Genomic DNA, 22,441 nt, shown 5'->3' on the forward strand with positions numbered 1-22,441 from the left:
GATACTAGCTTTTTAATTTAAAATACCTTATCCCCATTAAAGATAGAGTTCTTTACAATCGCATAATCCACATTCCGGATTGCTTCCAGTTTCTTGCCGCCCGCATAGGAAATAGCTGATTGCAGATCTTGCTTCATTTCGGTCAGTGTATCCTGAAGCGGTCCTTTATGCTCCACGTACATTTTTTTGCCTTCCACATTTTTCTTTTCGCCTTTCTGAAATTCTGAGGCTGATCCAAAGTACTCTTTTACTAATTTTCCATCTTTTTCAACGGTTACTCCAGGTGATTCTTCATGACCAGCAAACAGGGAGCCAATCATAACCATGGATGCGCCGAATCGGATCGATTTGGCAATATCACCATGTGTACGAATGCCGCCGTCAGCGATGATTGGCTTGCTTGCTGCTTTTGCACACCAGCGCAGTGCAGCAAGCTGCCAGCCACCGGTTCCAAATCCGGTTTTAAGTTTGGTTATACATACTTTTCCTGGTCCAATGCCTACTTTTGTTGCGTCTGCTCCGGCGTTTTCCAGTTCTCTGACTGCTTCCGGTGTGCCAACGTTTCCGGCAATCACAAAGCTTTGCGGCAAGTGCCCTTTAATATGCTTGATCATGTTAATGACTGCATCCGAATGCCCGTGGGCGATATCGATGGTAATGAATTCCGGCGTAAGATTCGCATCGGCCAGCTGTTGAACAAATTGATACTCTTCCGGTTTTACTCCGACACTGATTGATGCTATCAGTCCACGTTTTTTCATATCCTTTACAAAATCCATTCGCGTGTTCGGGTCAAAACGATGCATGATATAAAAGTAATTATTTTCCGCTAAATAAAGCGCAATTTTTTCATCGATAATCGTTTGCATGTTTGCAGGTACTACCGGCAGTTTAAATGTATAACCGCCGAGAGTTACTAACGTATCACATTCTGATCGGCTATTCACTATACATTTTGCGGGAATTAGTTGTATATCTTCATAATCAAATACATTTTCCATTAATAACACCCCTAAATACGAATATTTATTTATAATCCATAATTAATGTTCGTACATAACATAATTTACCGTATTTTTATCAGTATGTCAAAAATGAGCAAACCTCACTTTAACTCAAACGTGCGAAGTCGACTAGCAAATGTGCGAACTTCCTCTTAAACGTGCAAACTTCTTCTCAAACGTGCGAAGTCACCCAGCAAACGTGCGAAAAACATACGAAAATGCATGAATTTACATACCCTGCCCGCCAGGATCATGGCTATGGAAAGGAGAAGACCCACATGCAGCATGTCTTTTCTCACATTTTCTGGGCGAATGCATAGTATAGTCCATGAAAGGTGGCGAGGATATGGAAAACAATCAAGCGGCTGTGCAATTGGAACGTGCTGAATGGCAGAAACGACAACGGAAACAGAGGCTGAAAAGCTTATTAACCATCTCATCCCCGATATTTATTTTGATTTTATGGGAAATTTTGTCACAAACGAGTATTATTGACCCACGCTTTTTCCCTCCACCTTCTGAAATATTAACGACATTGGCAGCGATGGGAGCGAGCGGCGAATTGTTCGTCCACCTAAAAATCAGTTTATTCCGCATTTTTTCCGGGTTTTTATTGGGCGTAATCCCGGCAATCATTCTTGGCCTGCTAATGGGAATGTATTCACCGATTCGGCATTTCTTCTCGCCGCTGGTGATGGCGTTAATGCCGATTCCGACACTGGCGATGCTGCCGATTATTTTAATCGTCTTTGGGATTGGCGAGTTTTCGAAAATGTTGATTATCGCAATCAGTGTTTTCTTCCCGGTGGTTATTAACACTGCTGCGGGTGTCACGAATATTGATCGAATTTATATTGATGTTGCCAAAAATTACGGGGCAAGTCCGAAAGATTTTTTCTTTAAAATTGCGTTGCCCGGATCCTTGCCGGTCATGCTGGAAGGAATTCAAATGGGGCAGGCGATTGCCCTGTTAACAATCGTGGCAGCAGAAATGGTTGCGGCAAACAGCGGGATTGGTTATCTCATTTGGGTGAATTACAAGGCCTTCTTATTAACGGAAATGTATGTAGGTTTGGTGCTTATTTCCTTTTTTGGCTACTTCTTTTCCTTATTGCTGCGAGGACTGCAAAGTAAATTACTTCCGTGGAAATAGCTGATTCTTTTGTAAGGAGGTGTAATGGACCATGGCACAACAAAGCAAAATTGCAATCAATGAGTTAACGAAGGTTTTTTATAAAAAAAATGAAAGTGTAACAGCACTGAAAGATGTCAATCTTCATATTGCAGACGGTGAATTTGTTTGCTTGCTTGGTCCCAGCGGCTGCGGGAAAACGACATTGCTGCGAATTTTGGCTGACCTGGAAAAACCGAGTACTGGTACATTTAAAATTCATCAATCCGACAATTCCAAACCGCTTCAGTCGATGGTATTTCAGGAACGAGGGGTAATTCCGTGGCAGACGGTCGAGGAGAATGTTGCCTTTGGATTAAAGATGCGTCACGTTCCAAAAAAAATGGTAAAAGAGAAAACAGACTATTATTTGAAGAAGGTTGGCTTGAAGCAGTATGGCAAACTGTACCCGAAAGAGCTTTCTGGAGGAATGAAACAACGGGTAAGTATCGCGCGTGCATTTGCCAACGATCCGGAAATTCTGTTGATGGATGAACCGTTTGCTGCGTTGGATGAACAAAATAAATTTATTCTGCAGGAAGAATTGCTCAGCATCTGGGGAGAAACGAAAAAAACCGTATTGTTTATTACACATAGTATTGATGAGGCGCTTTTATTAAGCGATAAAGTATTATTAATGAGTGCACAGCCAGGTCAGATTGTACGGGAGAAACAGATTGATTTACCGCGTCCGCGAAAGATTGAGGATGTCCGGTCAAATCCGGATACAGCAGAGCAGTTTATTGATATATGGCAGCATTTGCAACGAGAGGTACAACATGATCGTAAATTGAAAGAGAAGGGATGATTAACTATGAAAGGCAAAGGATTTACATTAATTGGAATCTTTATTCTGCTCGTCATGCTCGCCTTGGCAGGATGTGCGAATCAGTCCAATGATGATCCGCAGAAAGATCAGGGTACAACAGATCAGACAAACGGTAATGAGCAGGATGGGTCTGCTGGTGAAGCGGGTGCAGACGGAACACTTGAGCCACTTGATGAAACGGCAACGGTAAAAATTGCCGAGGATGGATCTGCATCAGGTGCAGGATTTTATATTGCAAAAGAACGCGGTTATTTTAAAGAATACAATGTCAATGTGGAATTCGTTAAATTCGGTAACAGCGACCAAATGTTGCCAGCGTTGGCGGCAGGGAAGATTGATGTGGCCGGGGGAATTTCTTCCGCATCTTTTTTCAATTCGATTGCCCAGGGCATTGATGTCCGGATGATTGCGGATAAAGGACATAATATTAAAGGCAAATCGTATTTCTCATTTGTTCTCCGAGAAGATTTGCAGGATGAAATTACGGATTACAGTGACTTAAAAGGTAAAAAGGTAGCCATTTCAACTAAAAATGCGGTGGATGATTATATTTTTCAGCGCATGTTGGAGCACGCCGGGTTAACTAGGGATGATGTACAATTTACTCTAATGTCTAATTTCGGGAACATGCTGGCCGCTATGGCAAATAAGCAAATTCATGCAGCCCTGCAAATCGAACCTTTGCTGACTAAGGGAATTGAGAGTGGTGTACATGTAAAGTTTGGGGATGTGGCGGCTGACTTTGCTCCAAAGGCGCAAATTGCAATGGTTCTGGGATCACCGAAATTCGTTGGCGAAAACCGCGAAGTTGCTTTACGGTTCATGGCGGCGTATTTAAAAGGTATCCGCGACTATAACGATGTGTTTGTGAAAGGTGAAGGCGACGAAGAAGAGATTATTAAGATTATGACGCAGCATACAGCATTGAAAGATCCGGAGTTATGGAAAAAAGTTTCTGTAACCGGTCTGAATCCGAACGGTCGCATGTTTGTGGAAGATATCAAACGACAATACAAAATGTATAAGGAAAACGGCGGTATTCAAGGGGAAGTAGACCTTGAAAAGGCAGTTGACATGTCACTGGTGGAGGATGTAGTGGGGATTATCGGCGAGTATAAATAGGAATAAAAGATTTAGCCCCTTTGGAACTTAAATGTCCAAAGGGATTTTTATGTGCATAAGTGAAACTTAGTTCGGTTCATCAAATGAAGGTAAAATTTAAATAAGATGATGCACTTGTCCAGGCAATAATTTCTGCTGCTGAATACCTTGATAGAGACTAAGAGATTGGAGGTGATTATATGTATAAGTCAAATCATCAGACATCAAAACGTGGTGTCAACCGGGAAAAAGCTAATGAAAAAAAGATACAGGATGTCAAGGCACAACTTTCAGATGTAATTGCAAAAACCAAGGAATCGGGTGACCACAGCCAGCTTGAACAGCTGGAGGGATTATTAGATAATCTTCAGGAAGTACAACAAGCTAACTGTTCTCCTATCATTTTTGATCAGTGTGTTTTGGACTTTCCTGCAAATTCTATTCTGGGAGGGGGAGGAGACGATTACCCGCCATTTATTGTTGGTGTTTTGAATGATCCTTTTTTCCTTGAATGTTGTGTTACACCTACACAGGTGTCAGCTTCCACTCCATGCGGAGATGTGGATGGGGTTACGGTTAATGAGGTAAAGGCAATAGGTTATCTTAATTATTATTTTAGCTTTGAATTAGACACGTTCTTTAATAATGGCGCACAAAACTGCTCTGCGGTTAATCGTTTACCATTTTCATGTACTGGAACGACTTGTGTCAATGATGTTATTAGTTATACTTCAACAGATGATCCAGATCCTTGTCCGGATTTTTGTAATGGTGAAGTATTTTCATTCGCTTTTCTATGTGATGTATGCGTAACTGATAATAAGACAACTGCAATTTATACAGTTGTTCATTTTTTGACGAATCCTAATGAAGACAATGAGTAAGCTGATAATGCGTGGCTGACCCGGGCGAACTAAGTGCCTGGGTCAGTTGTTATTAGTTAAGCGTGATTAGGGATGAGTAAATGATAATTGAAATATAACAGACAGGCATAAACACACCTGTCTGAAACATGTAATAAAAATGATATTATTGTCTTTCCCAAAAGCGTTGCTGAGCAATTGCAGAGACAAAATCCTGCCCGAAATTTGGATTATTTGCGGATGATACAACACCGAGTAAATTTTTTTCGTCTGATGGCTGTATAAAAGACTGTCCGGTTGAGGCAACCCCAATTGGTTTATAGTGTTTATATGCTACTTGGACGAAATACGTAACGTTGGAATTAAATGCTGCCTGATTATTGGAACTTCCACCAACAATGTAAATGGAGTCTAGCAGATATGGACTTGTTGTAATAAATGTATAATCAACTTTAAGTGTTGTGCCATTTGTACCAGTGACTGTGCCAAGCTTTTCGCTGATAATGTCAACAAAGACTCCGTTTTGGTTCAATGTGTCAAGTGTATTGGTTACCTCTTCATCGTTAAAACCGTCACCAATCAGTATTCCTACTTTTTGTGTAGATGCCGAAAAAGGGGTGTTGGCTTGGCTAAGGGATGGGAAACTTGTTGAAACTTGTACATGGGTTCCACTTGGCTGTTCGACCCCTGCACTATCGGCTACGATGGAAGCCATTTCCTTATCCACGTTGATGAGTAAATTGACGCTTTGCTGACGAACAGATTCGCTTTTTACTCTTCCAATCTGATAGCTGAGCGCTTTAATCAAATGCTGCTTTTCAACAGGTGACGCACTATTCCAGAATATTCTCGGCTGCGTAAAGTAATCGTTGAACGAATCACTTCGAGCCCGTATTTTGCGTCCTTCGACTTTCTCCGGATAATGCTCATACCCGCCTTCTTCCGGAGGTGTTGTGTATGGTGTATTATTAGCCAGTGAATTTCTATGATAGCCGCCCTGATCAACATCGATTCGATACCTCATAGCACCCCGACGGTTATTATTATGAAACGGGCAGACCGGTTGATTGATCGGTATATCTTGAAAATTTGCTCCAAGCCGATGGTATTGTGCACTTTGATAAGCAATTAATCTTCCCTGTAGAACCGGGTCATTGGAAAAGTCAATTCCTGGAACGACATTTGCGGGATTAAATGCGACTTGTTCCAATTCTGCAAATTCATTATCAACATTTCTATTCAGCGTCATCTTACCGATAGGATGAAAAGGGACGATTTCTTCCGGCCAAAACTTGGAAGAATCAAGGATATCAAAATCGAATTTAAATTCATCTTCTTTCGCAATCAGCTGAACACCAAGCTCATATTCAGGATAAGCACCGCGTTCAATCGCCTGCCAAAGGTCCCGTCTGTGGAAATCCGGATCGATCCCGCCGATTTTCTGCGCCTCATCTTGAAGCAGGGAATGGACACCCAGGACAGGCTTCCAAGTAAATCTCACAAAGGTTGCTTTCCCTTGATCATTCACAAATAGATACGTGTTAATCGAAAACGATTCTATCATTCGATAACTTCTTGGTAAGCCCCGATCAGACATGATCCACAGCACCTGATGGAGTGAATCCGGATTATTGGCTACATAATCCCAAAAATTGTCATGTGCGCTGGAGGCTTGCGGGGTTCCCGTACGTGGTTCGGGAAAAAATGCATGTAATGCGTCCGGAAATTTCATTGAATCTTGAATTATTTTAACGGGCATATCAATTGTTGTCAGATCGTAATTCCCTTCTTCGGTATAAAATTTCGTTCCCCAGCAACGCATATCCCTTGCAGTATCCTTAGATCCTTTACTCCCTTGCACTGTAGAGAACCGGACAAATACAGGAGTCTTTTTTCCGGGTTCCTGCAAAAATCCGGCTTTTGTATATTCCTTCATTGATTCATAACATTCAAATTCTCCATGGGCCCCAAAACCTCTTGCATGAACCACTCTTTCCGGTATCTCTTCCTTAACAAAACGTGTCATTTTTTCGAAGAATTCATAGTCCTCACGTAAGGCAGGCCCGCGTTCCCCGACTGTTAACTGATCATCATCATTTGATATTTTTTTCCCTTGATTTGTCGTCATTGGCTCCCCAGTGTTTTTTACGCGGTACTGCTCCAGTTGTTCATTTTTGCTGTTTTTGTCAACCGGCTTATGGTTTCTTGATGACTTTTCATCCATCCAATCACCTATCCTCTAATCAGTTATTTAAGTACATCTATAAGGTTTGTTACTTGCCATGTGGATATTCATCTTTGATAGTTATTCTTTTTTAACTGTCATCTCTCGGCTTCATTATTGACAAGTGAGTTTACGGAAGTGGGTGATTATGTTGCTGGTTTATTTTCTTAAAAAAGAGGGTGGATTGAAAATAACGGTGTGTTTTAGGGCAGGAAAAGGGGTATGTAGTCAAAACCCACTGCTTAAGGCAGTGGGAATATCAGTTTTTCCTTTTCTTTTTATCCAAAATAGTCTTTAGCTCTTTAATATCATCTTCTGACAAATCCTCATCCTGAATAAATTGGACCAGCATTGATTTTAATGTGCCGTCATAGAATCGTTTGATGAAGGATTCTGTTTTGGCACGCTGGCATTCGTTGTGAGTGTACAAAGGATAGAATGTATAGACTCGCTGATCCTTATCGACACCAACAACCTCTTTTTTGGTAAGCCGATCTAACAGGGTACGGACGGTTTTCGGCTTCCAGTTCGTTTGGGTTTGCAAAGAGGCAATGATTTCATTCGCAGTTTGCGGCGCTTTCGTCCATAACACTTTTAAGACTGCCCATTCCGATTCTGAAATAGTGGGTATTTTTTTCGACACATGAATCCCTGCCTTTACTGTTTAATAGATCCCTTTGTCCTGCAGAATGGATTTAGTAATTTCCGCAGCTATGCTGCCATTTGCATGCGTATCGTTTTCGATATTGGTGGCAAAGAAATACGTATTGTTGCTGGTTTCGATATACCCGATGAACCAGCCGTTCACATTGTTTTCGTTAATTGTTCCTGTGCCGGTTTTGCCATATAAAGTTGCATTGTCTTTCGTCTCCAATTTGATGGCTTCTTTTACTAATGTAACGTTTTTCCTGTTAAATTCAAATTCGTTCGTATAAAAGTCCTTGAGTTTTTGCACCTGTTCGATTGGTGAAATTTTCAATGAAGACTCCAGCCAATAGTCTTCCATTCCACCGGAGACATTCTGATTTCCGTAGTTTATTTTTTCAAGATACGTTTTTATGTTTTCCATCTGAACTTTTTTGTCCAGCCGCTGAAAGTACCACGTTACTGAATTTTCCATCGCGGTAAATAAGCTATGATTCTGGTTCCAGGCGGAATACGGATATGTTTTTCCTTTCCACTTCATAGCGGTATTTTTTTGTGTGATGACCTTTGACTCCAATGCGAATAATGCGCTGTATATTTTGTATGTGGAGTTTGGTGAGACCCTTAATGTGCTTTTATCTTTATTATAGATAGTGTATTGTCTCTGCTGCAAGTCGTACAGCACAAAGCTGCCGTCATATTCGTTGAAATAGCTGCTTAAATCCTCATACACTGTCCGCTTATTGTTAAACTCAATCCGGTCATCACCATACGGCATTGCCGAAACAATTGGTATCTGACCCACGACAACTCCTGTCAAAAGTATAAAAATCATGATGCTTTTCAGTTTTACCAGCTTTGTTTCAGGTGTATAGGCTGCAATGCTTTCAATCCGCTCTTTTAATTGCTTTTTGGAATCATTGAATTGGTTGACCATTGTGAAATACCCTGGGAGATAGGACTCAGCTGCAACATGAATAATCGTGTTTCCGTATGCTTTATGTTCGTTCTGATGTAATGTTTTCAGGACGGCGTTGTCACAGGCAATTTCACGGTCCAACCTCATTTTCCTGAATGCCATCCAGATAATTGGGTTGTACCAATAAAAAATCTGAAAAAGGATAACCAGGTAATTCATTGCACTATCTTTTGATTTATAGTGATGTAATTCATGCAGCAGGATATATTTCAGTTCATCCATGGACAACCACGATTCTGCATCCGTCGGCAGGATTATATAGGTTTTGAAAATCCCGAATGTCAACGGGGATTTGACAAGCGATGATTCTGCCAACACTAGCTGCCGTGATACATTCAGGTGCTGTTTGCACTGATCGAATAGCTGCAGAATCTCCTGATTTTTTACAAGGGTGATGGAGGACTTTATTCGATGCAGTTTCATGTATGCGTGAACTGTTAATACAAACATAACAAGCATACCAATAAGCCATACAATAGTCAGAATTTGATTCAAAAATGTCAGATCCATTCGGTTAACGGATGCTGAAAAATCGTGCATCCAACTTCCATTTTCCGATCCGGTATTACCGGTTACGTTGTTGGCAGGGGCCGGGTTGCTCGGTTGCTCTATGCTCCATGTGAAATTACTCCCAACATCCAATAAATGTATAGGAATGAAGGGGATCGTTAATGTAACCAATAAAAGAAACCATAGATTGTATTTCCATTTGGGTGATAATTGTTTTTTAAAAAACTTTTGAATCAGCATGATTGCGATGACCATGATTGATGATAGGACAAAGTATACTGCCAGGTGGAGGGTAGACATTTTTTCATCTCCTTAACCCGATGGTATTTACTCAAAATAACTCAATTTAACTGCTGCGTCAATTATGAATTTTATATGAACAATGGTGTGTGTGGCAGGTATTTGCTGCATCATGCCAGAATACAAATAATAAAATATAATGGAAAGGAAGCGATGTGTATGGATAAAAAATATAATGATTTCATTGGTGATATGATGCAGGACAATCAGGATGACTATAAGAACTTACCCGGAAAAGGAAAACCGTTGCCCAAAGAAAATGTGAAAATGGATACCTTTCAACGTTTTCAAAAGACAGTAAAGGATTCCGGATTTTTACCGCCATGGTTGGAACTGCAAAAGGAAATAGCTGCACTGCTGCAAACAGCTGAAACAGAAAGTGATCTGGATGAGATTAATCTTAAAATCAGAAAGCATAACCGGATTTGCCCCAATCCTATGCAAAAAAATCTGATCAGCCTATCCAATTTGGAAAAGGCTAAAAAGATTTGGTGAATAACTCGTTGATGAAGGATCACACATGCCATTTCCTGCAGGCATGTGTGATCTTCGGATTTTTCCGGTTTATTTCAAAGCGTTTAATGTGATTTCGGCTGCCTTGGCAACCAACCTATCGTTATATTCCGCATCCTCGGTATAATGTCTGGTCATAACTGCAATGATGATTGGCTGCCTGTTCGGTGGCCGTACAACGGCAATGTCATTTCTTGTTCCGTATGTTCCTGCTCCGCTTTTGTCCGCAACTTTCCATCCTTCAGGTGCTCCGGCGCGAATGAGTGGATCTCCTGTGGCATTTCCTTGCATCCATTCATTGAGCAATTTACGTTTATCGTCTGGAAGCAAATCTCCGAGTGCGAATTTCTTCAGATTGATAGCCATTGCTCTCGGTGTGCTTGTATCACGTGTGTTTCCTGGTTTAAATTCATTTAATTCCGTTTCATATCGTTCCGCATTGGTAACGTCATCTCCGATTTTTCGTAACGTATTTTCAAATTTTTCAGGACCTCCTAGTGTCTCCAATAAAAGATTTCCCGCCGTATTATCACTTTTCCGGATTGCCGCTTCACTGATTTCCAACAATGTCATTCCCGTATCCACGTGCTTTTTGGTAACGGGAGAATAGGTTACTAAATCATCTTTGGTGTATGTAATAACCTTCTCAAGTTCTTGTATATCGTTTTGTTTCAGCAGAATTCCTGCCGCCAAAACTTTGAAGGTGGACGTATAGGCGAAGCGCTCGTCCGGGTGGTATGCAACGGTTTGATTTGTCTCTGTATCGACGGCAAAGATACCTATTCGGGCGTCAAATTCATTTTCCAGTTTGGCAAACTTTTCATCCATATTAATCGTTTGCTCTGTTTCATCTTCCTTGTCGGATTTAGATGCTGTTCCGGTTTTACTGTCCGCATTTGCGCACGCTGTAAGTATTGTCAGGGCAAGTATTCCCATGAAAAGCGTTATCTTACGTATCCCGGATATGAATGGATTGTTTTTTCTCATATTGATACCTTCTTTCTGTCGGTTTGGATTTTTATACTTGTTCGCTGTTTTGTTTATCCTCCTTTTTTGATTACATGTGTAGTATTATATTACATTTGTAGTCCGTTTATGTCAAACTTATACCTGATCGGGAATCTCTTCAGTCGATCGGGAGGCCTCTCTACTCGATCGAGCACGACCATCACTAGATCGAGCCACTAACCGCTGAATTCAAATGGCGCTTTATGTATATATTTTTATTATGAAATTGTCCTAAAACTTCCTGTTCACAACTATCTTTGCTATCCTTAAGGTATATAATCAAGAGAGGATATGTCACAGGTGAAACTAGATTATGAAATTTCTATACCATTACATGTGCAGCTAAAAAAAATAATAGAAAAAGAAGTTACAAGTGGAAAACTGACAGGACAAATTCCAAGCGAACGTGATTATATGGATTATTATAACGTGAGCAGAAGTACGGTCCGTGAAGCAATCAATTTGCTGGTACGCGAGGGTGTACTTGAAAAACGACATGGTAAAGGCACGTTTGTCAGACTTAAGCCTATCCACGATTGGCTCGGAAATTTAACCAGTACAACGGACATAATTAAACAAATGGGGATGAAGCCGGGAGCAAAATTGATTACACACAAAAGACTGACCCCATCGGAATATGTTCAGCAAAAAACTGGTTTTCGCGAGGCGTATTTTATTAAGCGGCTACGGTATGCCGATTACCAGCCGATTGGTATTGAGTATCATTATTATCCGGTTGAGATTGGGTTGGAACTTATCACGTATGATTTAAATGATGCCACGTTGTATGAAATTGAGCAAAATGAACTTGGGATTTGGTTTGCTGAAGCCAGTCAGACAATCGGAAGTGATTTTTTGTCGGAACCGGATGCCTCGTCACTGCAGATTTCGCCTCAAACCAGTGTGCTCAGTGCCGAACGCATTATTAAAGGACAAAAGGGCGATATAATCGAACTGGAAAAAGGGTTCTACAGGAGTGATATGTTTAATTTTCAAATTAACATGTCGCGCAAATTCGGCTGATTTAGACTTACTGCTCCCTTTGCTGTCAGGATGTGTAGTTACTTATAAAAATGTCTTATAAGACTTATTTATTTTTTGAAATGAGTGAATTGACAAAAAGTATTGAATGCTGGCCGGGATGTGGCATATACTGGTTATAGATTGAACAACTGGTACGGACGTCATGATGTCAATGACCAGTATATCCGCAATCGCAGGCTGACTGGAAAGTGTTCAGTTATTGCCTAGTAAAAATCTGACAGAAATGGGGGAGGAAAATGAAGGCAAAGGTTGAGATGGAGCATACAGCTCCAGTTCAGACTTCGCATCTCTGGAATGCAATGCATAAGTATGATTCGGAGGCAAAGTCGCTGGTGGCTGTTTCCGGAGCGGGATCTTGGTTTACAGATGGGGATGGCAAACAATATCTTGACGGTGTTTCGGGTTTATGGTGTTTAAATCTGGGGTATGGCAGACAGGAAATAGTGGATGCGGCTGCAGACCAAATGAAGAAACTTTCTTACTTTCCTTTGACAATGAATCATCAGCCGGCAATACAATTGGCAAATAAGCTCAGCGAACTGCTCGGGGCGGATTACCAGACATTTTTTTCCAACAGTGGGTCGGAAGCAAATGAAACCGCATTCAAAATAGCCCGGCAGTACCACATCCAAACCGGCAATCCAGGAAAATACAAGTTTATTTCACGATACAGAGCCTACCACGGGTCGACAATGGGAGCTTTAAGTGCAACGGCACAGGCAAATCGCCGGTTTAAATATGATCCGGGAGCACCAGGGTTCCTGCATGTTGCCCCGCCATACAGTTACCGGTCATTATATTCCGGCTCTGTAGAGGAAAAAGATTTACGGGCAGCTGATCAACTGGAGGAAATGATCAAGTGGGAAGGGGAAGAAACGGTGGCCGCTGTGATTATGGAGCCGTTCATTTCCGGCGGGGGAGTTATTATTCCGTCCATGAAATATATCCAGCGCGTGGCGGAAATTTGCCGGAAATACAAGGTCCTTTTGATTATGGATGAAGTTGTATCCGGATTTGGCCGGACAGGAAGAATGTTCGGGTTCAAGCATGCAGCTGGTGTGCAGCCGGATATCGTGACAATGGCAAAAGGGCTGACCAGCGGCTATCTCCCGCTAGGAGCAACCTCCGTCAAAGATGAAATTTATGAGGTGTTTAAGGAGGATGGGGAAGATAATCATCTCCGGCATGTATCGACATACGGCGGTCACCCTGCAGCATGTGCGGTTGCTCTGAAGAACATTGAAATCATTGAAAAAGAAGCCATCGTGAGCAGGGTGAATGACTTGGGCAACTCCAAGTTGATTGAATTACACGACCTGAAAAACCATAACAATGTAGGTGAAATCAGGCAGGTTGGCTTTTTATTGGGTATGGAAATGGTTAAGGACAAAAATTCCAAAGAACCGATGGATGACGGGACATTGGATCAGATTACAGCGGAATGCAAACAGCGTGGATTAATTATAGGCAGGAACGGTCAAACAGTACCGGGCGGGAATAACATTCTGATTATTGCGCCGCCGCTTACGAGCTCAGAGGAAGATTTGGACTTTATTATCGACACAGTCAGTTCGGTCATTCACGGTATATAAATGAAAGCCCATTGAGGCGGATAGGAAGGTTATGTATGTGAATTATGAACGTTTAAAAACATTCATTGCAGTTGCTGAGAAAAACAGTTTTTCCGAAGCTGCGAAAATACTGTATGTGACCCAGCCGACGATTACATCCCAGATCAAGGCGCTGGAAGATGAGTTAAATACAACGCTATTCGAGCGTACAACTAAAAAAGTGGAGATGACCCGCACTGCAGAAGTTTTATTAAAATACGCCAGGGAAATTGTCCGGATGAACGATTCTGCCCGAAAAGAAATCATGGAGATGGAGAATACAATCTACGGAGAATTGGCGATGGGCTGCAGTTTAACAATTGGTGAGTATGTTATGCCGGAATTTTTAAAAGAATTCAAGGAAATGTATCCGCTTATTCAAATACAGGTCGACATTTCCAATTCACGGCAGACAGTTAACAGAATCAAGGATCAAGCTATTGATGTGGGTTTGATTGAGACACCAATAGAAGACGCAAATATTACGATCGAATCTTTTTTGGAAGATGAGCTGATTCTGGTTGCCGCACCGGATTATTTTAACAGCATGATAGAGGTGATTACACTCGATCAAATAAAAGAGTCGCCGCTTATTTTCCGGGAAGAAGGTTCTGGAACAAGGTCAGTTGTCAATTATTATATGGAAAAAGCCGGACTCACATATAATGATTTAAATATTGCCATGACGCTTGGCAGCACGGAAGCTATTAAAGCAGCGGTCGAATCGGGTCTGGGTGTCTCATTTATTTCCTGGAATGCGATTAAAAAAGAGCAAAAGCTGGGGCTGTTAAAAGCGTACAAGATTACTGATATCAGACTGAAACGGAACTTTTATATCGCGTATCACAACAGACATGTTCTCAAATCCACTACAGAGCTCTTTTTGAAGTCGTTGAAAAGTATTGCTGGCAAGAATGAAGATTATCGTTTGGTTCAGCTTTCAGAGGATGAAAGTTGATGATAATTATAAAGAGGAGGAATCATTTATGGCTAAGCAGACAGAAGAAGTGAAGCAGGGGTTAAAGCAAAAGCAGAAGATGACACCAAGTGAAGCAATCGTTGAAACATTGGTCGCGGAGGAAATCACACAGGTTTATGGTATCGTAGGTTCCGCCTTCATGGATATGCTGGATTTGTTTCCGACAGCCGGAATCCGCTTTATTCCGGTACGTCATGAACAAAGTGCCGGGCATATGGCAGATGCCTATGAACGTGTTTCCGGAAAGGCGGGGGTTATCGTCGGGCAAAATGGTCCGGGAATTACCAACATGGTGACGTCGGTTGCGGCTGCCAATCAGGCGCATAGCCCGATGGTCGTGATTTCACCTTCAGCCGGAACTGCATCGATTGGCTTGGATGGCTTTCAGGAGGCAAACCAGGTATCGATTTTTGAAGATATTACGAAAGAAACAGTCACGGTGACCAATGTGAACAGGGTAGCTGACAATTTACGGACGGCTTTCCGGATTGCCTATGCTGAACGCGGCCCGGTTTTGTTTGATATCCCGCGCGATCTTTTCTATGGCGAAATGGAAGACTATATTCTAAAGCCCGACCAGTACCGTTCGGACAAACGAGGATACGGTGATCCGGGATCGATTGAAAAAGCTGTTAAATTACTGAAACATGCAAAAAACCCCGCAATCATTTCCGGTCGCGGCTCGGTTGACGCGAATGGAGTGGACTCCGTTGTTAAAATCGCCGAACATTTAACTGCTCCCGCAGCGTGCGCGTATATGCACAATGATGCATTCCCGGCAGATCACCCGCTCGGTGTCGGTCCGATTGGGTATATGGGATCAAAGGCAGCCATGCATGCGTTGAAAGATGCAGATGTTGTGCTTGCGGTTGGAACACGGTTATCCCAGTTTGGAACGCTGCCAAGTTATGATATCGACTATTTTCCGAAGAACGCCAAAATTATTCAAGTTGATATTAACCCGCGGCAAATTGGCCGTACACACCCGATTGAAGTCGGGATAATTGGCGATGCCAAGGCTGCAAGTGATGAGATTTACCGTCGGCTTGAGTCTGAAATGCCAACTGGCAGAAAGGATGAAGCGAAACTGCAGCAAGTCGGCAAGCTGAAAGAAGATTGGGAGAAGGAATTGGTCGATTTGGCGATGGAAGATGGTAACCCGATTAATCCTCGCCGTGCATTACTGGAAATGACCCGGGCACTGCCGGAAAATACCATTGTTTCGTCTGATATCGGTAATGTTTCATCCACCGCAAATGCTTATCTAAGATTCACTCAAACCCGTAGACATATTGCGGCACTGACATTTGGCAATACCGGCTTTGCCTATCCTGCAGCACTTGGTGCCCAGCTTGCGGAACCGGATGCACCTGTCTTTGCTATCATCGGTGATGGTGCATGGGGGATGAGTCTGCATGAAGTCAGCACTGCGGTGGAACAGAATATCCCGGTAGTCGCATGTGTATTCAATAACCGCTCGTGGGCCGCGGAAAAGAAAAATCAGGTTGACTATTATGATGACCGATATGTCGGTTCCAACATCAGCGCGCCTGAGTTTGCCGAGGTGGCCAAATCGATGGGTGCGCTTGGTTATACCATAGAAAAGCCTGAAGAGATTGCCCCGGTGATTGAGGAAGTGTTGAAAAAACGTAAACCAGCTGTATTAAATATTTATGTTGACGGTACACAGCTGGCGCCGCCATTCCGTAAAGATGCACTGAAGATGCCGACACGCTTTCTGAGCAAATACAAGCATCTTGATTACAGTTCGTGGGGTAAGTAATCAGTTTATAAACTCTCTGTCTATGTTGGGCAGAGAGTTTTTTCAGGAATTTGTCTATAAAACTTTTAAATAAGTGTCATTTTTTGTTTCTATTATTAAAAGTTAAATGAATTATTGGAAGTTTATACGTGCAGATATACGATTAATGAAAAGTGAAGATGATTAATGTAAGCGATGTCATATGGATGGGAGGTGGAAATTAAAAATATAGGGTATTTTGAAGGGGATCGGATTGTGATTTTCATATTACTAAAATGGAGGGTGTTTATATTATGAAAGAAAGAGAGCAATTGGCAAAGACATTAAAACCGCAATGGGTCTGGGCAATTGCATTAGGATCAGCGATTGGCTGGGGTGCTTTTGTACAACCTTCTGTATGGATGGGGGGATCCGGACCGCTTGGTGCGATCATCGGATTCAGTATTGGTGCAGCGTTAATGATGATTATTGCCGTCAGCTATGGTTTTCTTATTGAAAATTTCCCAGTTTCTGGTGGTGAGTTTGCCTATGCATTTATTGGTTTTGGGCGAAATCATGCATATATAGCAGGGTGGTTCCTGGTATTAGGCTATACATGTATTGTTGCTTTAAATGCTTCTGCTTTGGCTCTAGTACTTAAATATATTTTTCCCGCTGTTGCGGAACAAGGATTCATGTACAATGTGGCTGGCTGGGATGTTTATTTTGTTGAAGTTGTCATTGCTAGCGTTGCATTAATTGTCTTTGCTTATATGAATATGCGCGGGGCAAATCTATCAGGAAAAATACAATTTATATTCGTTATTTTTATGATTATAGGTGTTCTCTTTTTATTTGTGGGAGCGATCCTGCACCCAGACACCTCTTTTAGTAATTTGCAGCCGCTGTATAATCCGGATATCTCTTCCTGGTCAAGTATTATTCTGATTGTGGCCATAGCACCATGGGCATTTGTCGGGTTTGACAATGTTCCGCAAGCCGCGGAGGAATTTAACTTTTCTCCGAAAAAAGGGTTTATGCTGATTATTTTCTCACTGATCTGTGCTGGTCTTATTTATGTGCTGATGATTACTGCTACAGCGTTGGCAATGCCATGGCAGGAACTTGTTGATAGCCAGCCGAAATGGGGAACGGGTGATGCCATGTCCGGGCTTTTCGGAAACTGGGGCATTCTAATCCTGGCAATTGCACTCTGTATGGGCGTATTTACAGGGCTAAACGGATTTTTTGTATCAAGCAGTCGTTTATTGTTTGCAATGGGCCGCGCGAAAATTATACCAAGCGTTTTTGGGAAGCTGCACTCGCAATATAAAACACCATATGCAGGTATTGTATTTACATGTGTGGTGTGTTTAATAACGCCTTGGTTTGGCCGCCAGGTTCTTACTTGGGTTGTTAACATGTCTTCTGTTGGCGTAACAATTGCCTATATTTATACGTGTGTTGTTGCCTATAAATTGTTCAAATGGTCGCGTGAATCATACAATCCGATCCAGGGTTTTTCAGCTGTTACCGCACCATTTAAAAAAGCTTTCAGCATGGTAGGGGCACTAACTGGAGCTGTATTCCTGGGACTCCTGCTTATTCCATCGTCACCAGCATTTATGGGAGTGCCTTCGTTGATCGCATTGTTTATCTGGATTGCTCTTGGAGTCGTTTTCTATTTAATTAAGGGACCGGAATTCAGGAAAATTCCTAAAGATGAGCTGGAATATTTGATTTTGGGAGCCAGGCAGGGTGATGAAGCAGAGAAGAGCGGGTGAATTTTTCACTACCTAAATTGTATGTGGCAGTTGGTGCTTAAAGGGCATCAACTGTCGCTTTTTCTATTGTACTTGTTGGATGGTAACGATTAAAATTTGTTGTCCAGGGAAAAAATTAATACAACTAAGGGAAAGAGGAGGGGTATAATGACGGTTCATCAAAAGCGGATCGCTTTATTGACCTGGGTGCTTATATCAGCGTTATTATTTGTAATGATTGCAGTTAATTTTAAGGAAACAATGCTGTTGAACTTTGGTGAGTGGGTACAATCTTATTTGTACAATTTTCTAGGGTCATTTGGCGATTTCGTTTTTGTAGTGATTACATATATCGGTTCAGCATATGTGTCCTTTCCAATTATGGGGATTCTCATCTGCGTCTTTTTATTTCAAAAAAGATATTGGACCATGCTGTTGCTGGTGTTTAATCTTATTGGTGTGCGGCAGTTGAATTGGCTGCTGAAAACGATATTCGAGAGACCCCGACCAGAGTTAGAACACCTTGTGCAAGTCAGTTCAGAAAGTTTTCCAAGTGGACATTCCATGAATTCAATAGCATTTTTCGGTTTTCTGGCATATTTGCTGTACCTGAAATTAAAAGCATCCGGGAAGCCTTTTCGCTGGGTTTGGACGAGTGCTGTTGTTTTAATTGCATTTATCAGTCTTAGCCGCGTCTATTTAGGTGTTCACTACCCATTGGATGTCATCGGCGGGATTCTGGCTGGGGGAGCTTGGCTGTTACTCAGTATTTTTCTTTATACGTACGTTCCGAAAAAAGAACATTTTAATCGAAGGGAGCGCGGTGGGCAAAAGTCGTAAAAAGATGGACTTAGTAATGTTATCTTAAGAACCAGTTAATTCGGATGCTGATGCAGGGGCGCTTCCTTCTGATGGATGTTTATTAAAATGGCCTGTTGTTATAGAGTACTGTAAAAATTATGAGAGTCAACTTTATTGTTGGTGATTTTTTTGGAGCAATAAACATCCAACAATAAAGATGACCTTATATAAAGAAATATCGTTAAAATAAAGATACCAGATAAAATTCCATTTTTTGATTTTGTCTGTTTCAAATATTGTTTATGGAAATGTAACGGAGTATAACTGATTTATATTTACACCCCAGATACCTTTTTTTCTACATCCACATTCAAAAATTTTTCTGAAGATATAGCCGCGACTCCAAGCGCAGTTGAATGTGTATTTTGTTCTGAGAAGTGAAGATTAATATTATCATGCTGATACCATAGTGTGTGTGTTTTCATGCGTTGTCCTAACGTATCCTTCAGCCACCTCTCTGAGGCGGCAATTCGATTTCCAATTATTATTTGATCAGGATTAAAGATATTTATAATATTGTTTACACCAATACCTAAATAATCGCCTATTTGCCCGAATAATCGTATGGCTTCAGGATGATTGTCTTCAGCCAGTTTGTTCAGATCTTCAAGTGTAAGTTCATTACCCACAGTTGCAGCAAGATCTGAGTGTTTTGCTGCGTTCAGCAGAGCCTGTTCTGAAGCATACAATTCCCAGCATCCTTCGTTACCGCACCGGCATTTGAGGCCATTTGTCTGAATTGTCATATGTCCTAATTCGCCTGAAAAACCTTTACTCCCTTTATATAATTTTCCATTTAGGATAAGACCAACCCCAATACCAATGCCAGCACTTATATAGATGATATTATCGAAGTTTTTTCCTGCTCCAAATTTCTTCTCACCATAAGCGCCGGCATTTGCTTCGTTTTCGATAGTTACTGGAACATCATATTTTTTTTCCATTACTGTTTTTAAGTCAACATTTTTCCATTCCAGATTTGGTGCCAGAAGGACTTCACCACTAGTACTTACAGTTCCGGGAACACCGATCCCAATTCCAATAATTCCATACGGGCTTTTAGGGGCAGAGAAGGTCAGAAAGTCAATAACTTCAAATAATCTCTCTTCAATTTCTTCATACGTTAATTCATTATGATTTAGCATTTTTTCGCAGCAAATGTTTCCTTGAAGATCAGTTAACGTTCCAAGCAGGTAATTGACTCCCAGATCAATTCCTATCGAAAATCCGGCTACTTCATTAAAGTGAAGCATCACAGGTCTTCGTCCGCCACTTGATTGCCCTGGCCCTGACTCACTGATCAGCTGTTCCTCAAGCAATTCACTTACTAAGGAAGATACTGTTCCTTTGTTTAATCCAGTATAGTGAGCTATATTTGCGCGGGAAATGGGGGAGTGGGCCTTAATTGTATGAAGTACTAAGGATTTGTTTCCTTTTTTAACAACGAATTGATTCCATGTTTGATTTAATCCCATAATATCCTTTTCTCCTTTTTCCACCGAATAAACTATTCTATAAAAGCGTTTATTTTTCTATTATTATAACTTATTCGCCATAGTAAACAAACGGGTTCAATTTTATTATTATAGAATAATTAATTTCTATTATAAACTTTGTTCATCCGGTAGACAAACGATGATTTATTTGCTATTCTATAAGCGTGGATTCTAGTAAGCGTTTTCAATAAAAAGGGGGAGAAGCATATTGAGGAGTAAAGCGGTAATTTTGTTTGTTTTATTGTCGTCTGTATTGCTTGTACTTGCTGGATGTTCAGGCAGCGGGGGAGGAGATGGTGAAAGTGGTGACGGTGAAGCGTCAGCTGATCAAAAGACGATTGAATTTATGCACTTATGGCCTGAAGGTAGTTCAAAAGACCATTACGAGATTGTAAATAAAATCGTCAGTCAGTATGAAGAAAAGAATCCTGGAGTAAAAGTAGACCTTGAAATCCTTGGCAATGAACAATACAAGGAGAAATTGAAGGTTCTGTCCTCTTCAAACCAGCTACCTGATGTTGGAATGACGTGGGCTGCTGGATTTATGACGCCCTATGTTGAAGGAGATTTGTTTGCTCCATTAAACGATGTTCTGAAAAGTGGATTAAAGGACGAGTTTGTCCCTGGAACAACGGATGCCTACAGTTTTGACGGTAAAACATACGGACTTCCATTGGAATTGAACATAGCACCTATTTTTTATAACAAAGCAATTTTTGATAAGTACGGTTTGGAAGTTCCAAAAACATACGCAGAATTCAAAAATGTAGTTAAAACATTACGTGAAAATGATGTCGCTCCAATCGCTTTGGGAAATAAAGATCGATGGACAGGATCATTATGGTATATGTACCTTGCAGATCGCATTGGAGGATCGAAGACCATAACAAAGGCTATTAACCGTAAAGGATCATTCGAAGATCCGGCGCTTATCAAGGCAGCCGAAGAAATTCAAAAATTGGTGGAGATGGGTGCATTTAATGAAGGATACAACGCTTTATCTGATCAGGAAGCAAAAAGTCTGTTTATGAATGGTCAGGCGGCAATGTATCTAATTGGCTCATGGGATCTTCCAAACTACACTACAAATGAAGAAGTACCACAGGAGTTCAGGGATTCCGTTGGCTTTTTTAACTTCCCGACTGTAAACGGGAAAGGCGACATGAACAGCTGGGTGGGCGGTCCCGGAGTTGGCTTGTTTGTAGCCCAAAATTCAGATGTGAAATCGGAGGCAAAAGACTTTGTTTCTTTCTTCGTTAAGAGATGGGGACAACAAGCAGTAGCAGATGCAGGTGTTATTCCGGCGACAAAAGTGGATACTAGTTCTGTAGATCTTCCACAGATGTATATTGATGTCTTGAACGAGTTGAATAAGGCTAGTAATATCACTTTATTCGCTGATGTTCAAATGCCTCCTGATGCAGCGCAAGTTCATTTGGATGCTATTCAGGCATTATTTGGTGAGGAAATAACACCTGAGAAATTTGCGGAACTGCAGGAAGAAGCACTTGCAGAAGGAGAATAGAATTGTTTGGCAACTATTAGAAGTGGCCATTATATTTGAGGGCTGCCGGATTATTCGGTGGCCTTTTTTTCTTTTGTTTACCTATTGGTGGATAATTCTAATTAACTTTGTTTATCCACTAGACAAACGGAAAAGGTTTTGATATTCTAAAAATGAACTTACAAACTTTCAAATTATTGAAAGTAATTTTGTCCCGGACAAGCTTTTTTAATCGGCTAAAAAGAAAGCGATTTCAATGTGGGGGTATTCCGCTTGATCGGGTGCTCCGCTATTGA

Annotated in this window: 18 protein-coding genes; 12 read left to right on the plus strand and 6 right to left on the minus strand. The window is 41.4% G+C overall.

Annotated elements, in window-relative coordinates; translation table 11 throughout:
- Positions 1–17: 17 nt before the first annotated feature.
- Positions 18–1,001: a GMP reductase gene (guaC, locus tag HUX68_RS01260; protein ID WP_174612945.1), complete on the minus strand. Its 984-nt coding sequence runs from the start codon at positions 999–1,001 to the stop codon at positions 18–20.
- 349 nt (positions 1,002–1,350) lie between these two features.
- On the opposite strand from guaC, the gene HUX68_RS01265 reads away from it, so the two are divergent.
- The 4 genes from HUX68_RS01265 (at position 1,351) to HUX68_RS01280 (ending at position 4,989) form a co-directional block, all read left to right on the plus strand.
- The gene (locus HUX68_RS01265) at positions 1,351–2,157 is read left to right on the plus strand and encodes an ABC transporter permease (RefSeq protein ID WP_174612946.1); all 807 of its coding nucleotides are present in this window, start codon (positions 1,351–1,353) and stop codon (positions 2,155–2,157) included.
- 31 nt (positions 2,158–2,188) lie between these two features.
- Entirely contained in the window at positions 2,189–2,983 is a 795-nt protein-coding gene (locus tag HUX68_RS01270) for an ABC transporter ATP-binding protein (RefSeq protein ID WP_174612947.1), read from the plus strand.
- 6 nt (positions 2,984–2,989) lie between these two features.
- Positions 2,990–4,126, plus strand: coding sequence for an ABC transporter substrate-binding protein (locus tag HUX68_RS01275; RefSeq protein WP_217424786.1), 1,137 nt, complete (start codon positions 2,990–2,992; stop codon positions 4,124–4,126).
- A gap of 179 nt (positions 4,127–4,305) precedes the next feature.
- Positions 4,306–4,989, plus strand: a complete 684-nt coding sequence (locus HUX68_RS01280; protein WP_174612948.1) for a hypothetical protein — start codon at positions 4,306–4,308, stop codon at positions 4,987–4,989.
- A 145-nt stretch (positions 4,990–5,134) separates the two neighbouring features.
- Here the strand turns inward: HUX68_RS01280 and HUX68_RS01285 are convergent, their stop codons facing one another.
- The 3 genes from HUX68_RS01285 to HUX68_RS01295 form a co-directional block, all read right to left on the minus strand.
- Positions 5,135–7,192, minus strand: a complete 2,058-nt coding sequence (locus HUX68_RS01285; RefSeq protein ID WP_174612949.1) for a catalase — start codon at positions 7,190–7,192, stop codon at positions 5,135–5,137.
- Between the two features lie 259 nt (positions 7,193–7,451).
- The gene (blaI, locus tag HUX68_RS01290; RefSeq protein WP_174612950.1) at positions 7,452–7,835 is read right to left on the minus strand and encodes a penicillinase repressor BlaI; all 384 of its coding nucleotides are present in this window, start codon (positions 7,833–7,835) and stop codon (positions 7,452–7,454) included.
- A 21-nt stretch (positions 7,836–7,856) separates the two neighbouring features.
- Positions 7,857–9,626, minus strand: coding sequence for a BlaR1 family beta-lactam sensor/signal transducer (locus HUX68_RS01295; protein ID WP_174612951.1), 1,770 nt, complete (start codon positions 9,624–9,626; stop codon positions 7,857–7,859).
- A 159-nt stretch (positions 9,627–9,785) separates the two neighbouring features.
- On the opposite strand from HUX68_RS01295, the gene HUX68_RS01300 reads away from it, so the two are divergent.
- On the plus strand, positions 9,786–10,121 hold the full coding sequence (locus tag HUX68_RS01300) for a DnaJ family domain-containing protein (protein WP_174612952.1): 336 nt from the start codon (positions 9,786–9,788) through the stop codon (positions 10,119–10,121).
- 69 nt (positions 10,122–10,190) lie between these two features.
- On the opposite strand, the gene bla is transcribed toward HUX68_RS01300, so the two are convergent.
- Positions 10,191–11,126 (minus strand): class A beta-lactamase, encoded by a 936-nt coding sequence (gene bla / locus HUX68_RS01305; RefSeq protein ID WP_174612953.1) that lies wholly within the window; start codon positions 11,124–11,126, stop codon positions 10,191–10,193.
- 312 nt (positions 11,127–11,438) lie between these two features.
- On the opposite strand from bla, the gene HUX68_RS01310 reads away from it, so the two are divergent.
- The 6 genes from HUX68_RS01310 to HUX68_RS01335 all read left to right on the plus strand — a co-directional run bounded on the left by HUX68_RS01310 (position 11,439) and on the right by HUX68_RS01335 (position 19,124).
- Positions 11,439–12,170: a GntR family transcriptional regulator gene (locus HUX68_RS01310; RefSeq protein WP_246206588.1), complete on the plus strand. Its 732-nt coding sequence runs from the start codon at positions 11,439–11,441 to the stop codon at positions 12,168–12,170.
- Positions 12,171–12,427: 257 nt separating this feature from the next.
- Complete coding sequence (locus tag HUX68_RS01315) at positions 12,428–13,783, plus strand: aminotransferase (RefSeq protein WP_174612955.1); 1,356 nt, start codon at positions 12,428–12,430, stop codon at positions 13,781–13,783.
- A 37-nt stretch (positions 13,784–13,820) separates the two neighbouring features.
- On the plus strand, positions 13,821–14,759 hold the full coding sequence (locus HUX68_RS01320; protein WP_174612956.1) for a selenium metabolism-associated LysR family transcriptional regulator: 939 nt from the start codon (positions 13,821–13,823) through the stop codon (positions 14,757–14,759).
- A gap of 28 nt (positions 14,760–14,787) precedes the next feature.
- Complete coding sequence (gene xsc, locus HUX68_RS01325) at positions 14,788–16,563, plus strand: sulfoacetaldehyde acetyltransferase (RefSeq protein WP_174612957.1); 1,776 nt, start codon at positions 14,788–14,790, stop codon at positions 16,561–16,563.
- A 272-nt stretch (positions 16,564–16,835) separates the two neighbouring features.
- Positions 16,836–18,305, plus strand: coding sequence for an APC family permease (locus HUX68_RS01330; RefSeq protein ID WP_174612958.1), 1,470 nt, complete (start codon positions 16,836–16,838; stop codon positions 18,303–18,305).
- Between the two features lie 147 nt (positions 18,306–18,452).
- On the plus strand, positions 18,453–19,124 hold the full coding sequence (locus HUX68_RS01335) for a phosphatase PAP2 family protein (protein ID WP_174612959.1): 672 nt from the start codon (positions 18,453–18,455) through the stop codon (positions 19,122–19,124).
- A gap of 296 nt (positions 19,125–19,420) precedes the next feature.
- Here HUX68_RS01335 and HUX68_RS01340 read toward each other — a convergent pair whose 3' ends face one another.
- On the minus strand, positions 19,421–20,620 hold the full coding sequence (locus tag HUX68_RS01340) for an ROK family transcriptional regulator (RefSeq protein ID WP_174612960.1): 1,200 nt from the start codon (positions 20,618–20,620) through the stop codon (positions 19,421–19,423).
- A gap of 229 nt (positions 20,621–20,849) precedes the next feature.
- Here HUX68_RS01340 and HUX68_RS01345 point away from each other — a divergent pair, with 229 nt between their 5' ends.
- Positions 20,850–22,166 (plus strand): extracellular solute-binding protein, encoded by a 1,317-nt coding sequence (locus HUX68_RS01345; protein ID WP_174612961.1) that lies wholly within the window; start codon positions 20,850–20,852, stop codon positions 22,164–22,166.
- Positions 22,167–22,441 lie beyond the last annotated feature (275 nt).

Source organism: Virgibacillus ihumii (assembly GCF_902726655.1).
GTDB classification, from domain to species: Bacteria; Bacillota; Bacilli; order Bacillales; family Amphibacillaceae; genus Lentibacillus; species Lentibacillus ihumii.

What these genes read in the sequence shown, in the direction of transcription:
- guaC (WP_174612945.1), bottom strand. Translation starts at nt 1,001, where the DNA reads ATGGAAAATGTATTTGATTATGAAGATATACAACTAATTCCCGCAAAA.
- HUX68_RS01265 (WP_174612946.1), top strand. Translation starts at nt 1,351, where the DNA reads ATGGAAAACAATCAAGCGGCTGTGCAATTGGAACGTGCTGAATGGCAG.
- HUX68_RS01270 (WP_174612947.1), top strand. Translation starts at nt 2,189, where the DNA reads ATGGCACAACAAAGCAAAATTGCAATCAATGAGTTAACGAAGGTTTTT.
- HUX68_RS01275 (WP_217424786.1), top strand. Translation starts at nt 2,990, where the DNA reads ATGAAAGGCAAAGGATTTACATTAATTGGAATCTTTATTCTGCTCGTC.
- HUX68_RS01280 (WP_174612948.1), top strand. Translation starts at nt 4,306, where the DNA reads ATGTATAAGTCAAATCATCAGACATCAAAACGTGGTGTCAACCGGGAA.
- HUX68_RS01285 (WP_174612949.1), bottom strand. Translation starts at nt 7,192, where the DNA reads ATGGATGAAAAGTCATCAAGAAACCATAAGCCGGTTGACAAAAACAGC.
- HUX68_RS01295 (WP_174612951.1), bottom strand. Translation starts at nt 9,626, where the DNA reads ATGTCTACCCTCCACCTGGCAGTATACTTTGTCCTATCATCAATCATG.
- HUX68_RS01300 (WP_174612952.1), top strand. Translation starts at nt 9,786, where the DNA reads ATGGATAAAAAATATAATGATTTCATTGGTGATATGATGCAGGACAAT.
- bla (WP_174612953.1), bottom strand. Translation starts at nt 11,126, where the DNA reads ATGAGAAAAAACAATCCATTCATATCCGGGATACGTAAGATAACGCTT.
- HUX68_RS01310 (WP_246206588.1), top strand. Translation starts at nt 11,439, where the DNA reads ATGTCACAGGTGAAACTAGATTATGAAATTTCTATACCATTACATGTG.
- HUX68_RS01315 (WP_174612955.1), top strand. Translation starts at nt 12,428, where the DNA reads ATGAAGGCAAAGGTTGAGATGGAGCATACAGCTCCAGTTCAGACTTCG.
- xsc (WP_174612957.1), top strand. Translation starts at nt 14,788, where the DNA reads ATGGCTAAGCAGACAGAAGAAGTGAAGCAGGGGTTAAAGCAAAAGCAG.
- HUX68_RS01330 (WP_174612958.1), top strand. Translation starts at nt 16,836, where the DNA reads ATGAAAGAAAGAGAGCAATTGGCAAAGACATTAAAACCGCAATGGGTC.
- HUX68_RS01335 (WP_174612959.1), top strand. Translation starts at nt 18,453, where the DNA reads ATGACGGTTCATCAAAAGCGGATCGCTTTATTGACCTGGGTGCTTATA.
- HUX68_RS01340 (WP_174612960.1), bottom strand. Translation starts at nt 20,620, where the DNA reads ATGGGATTAAATCAAACATGGAATCAATTCGTTGTTAAAAAAGGAAAC.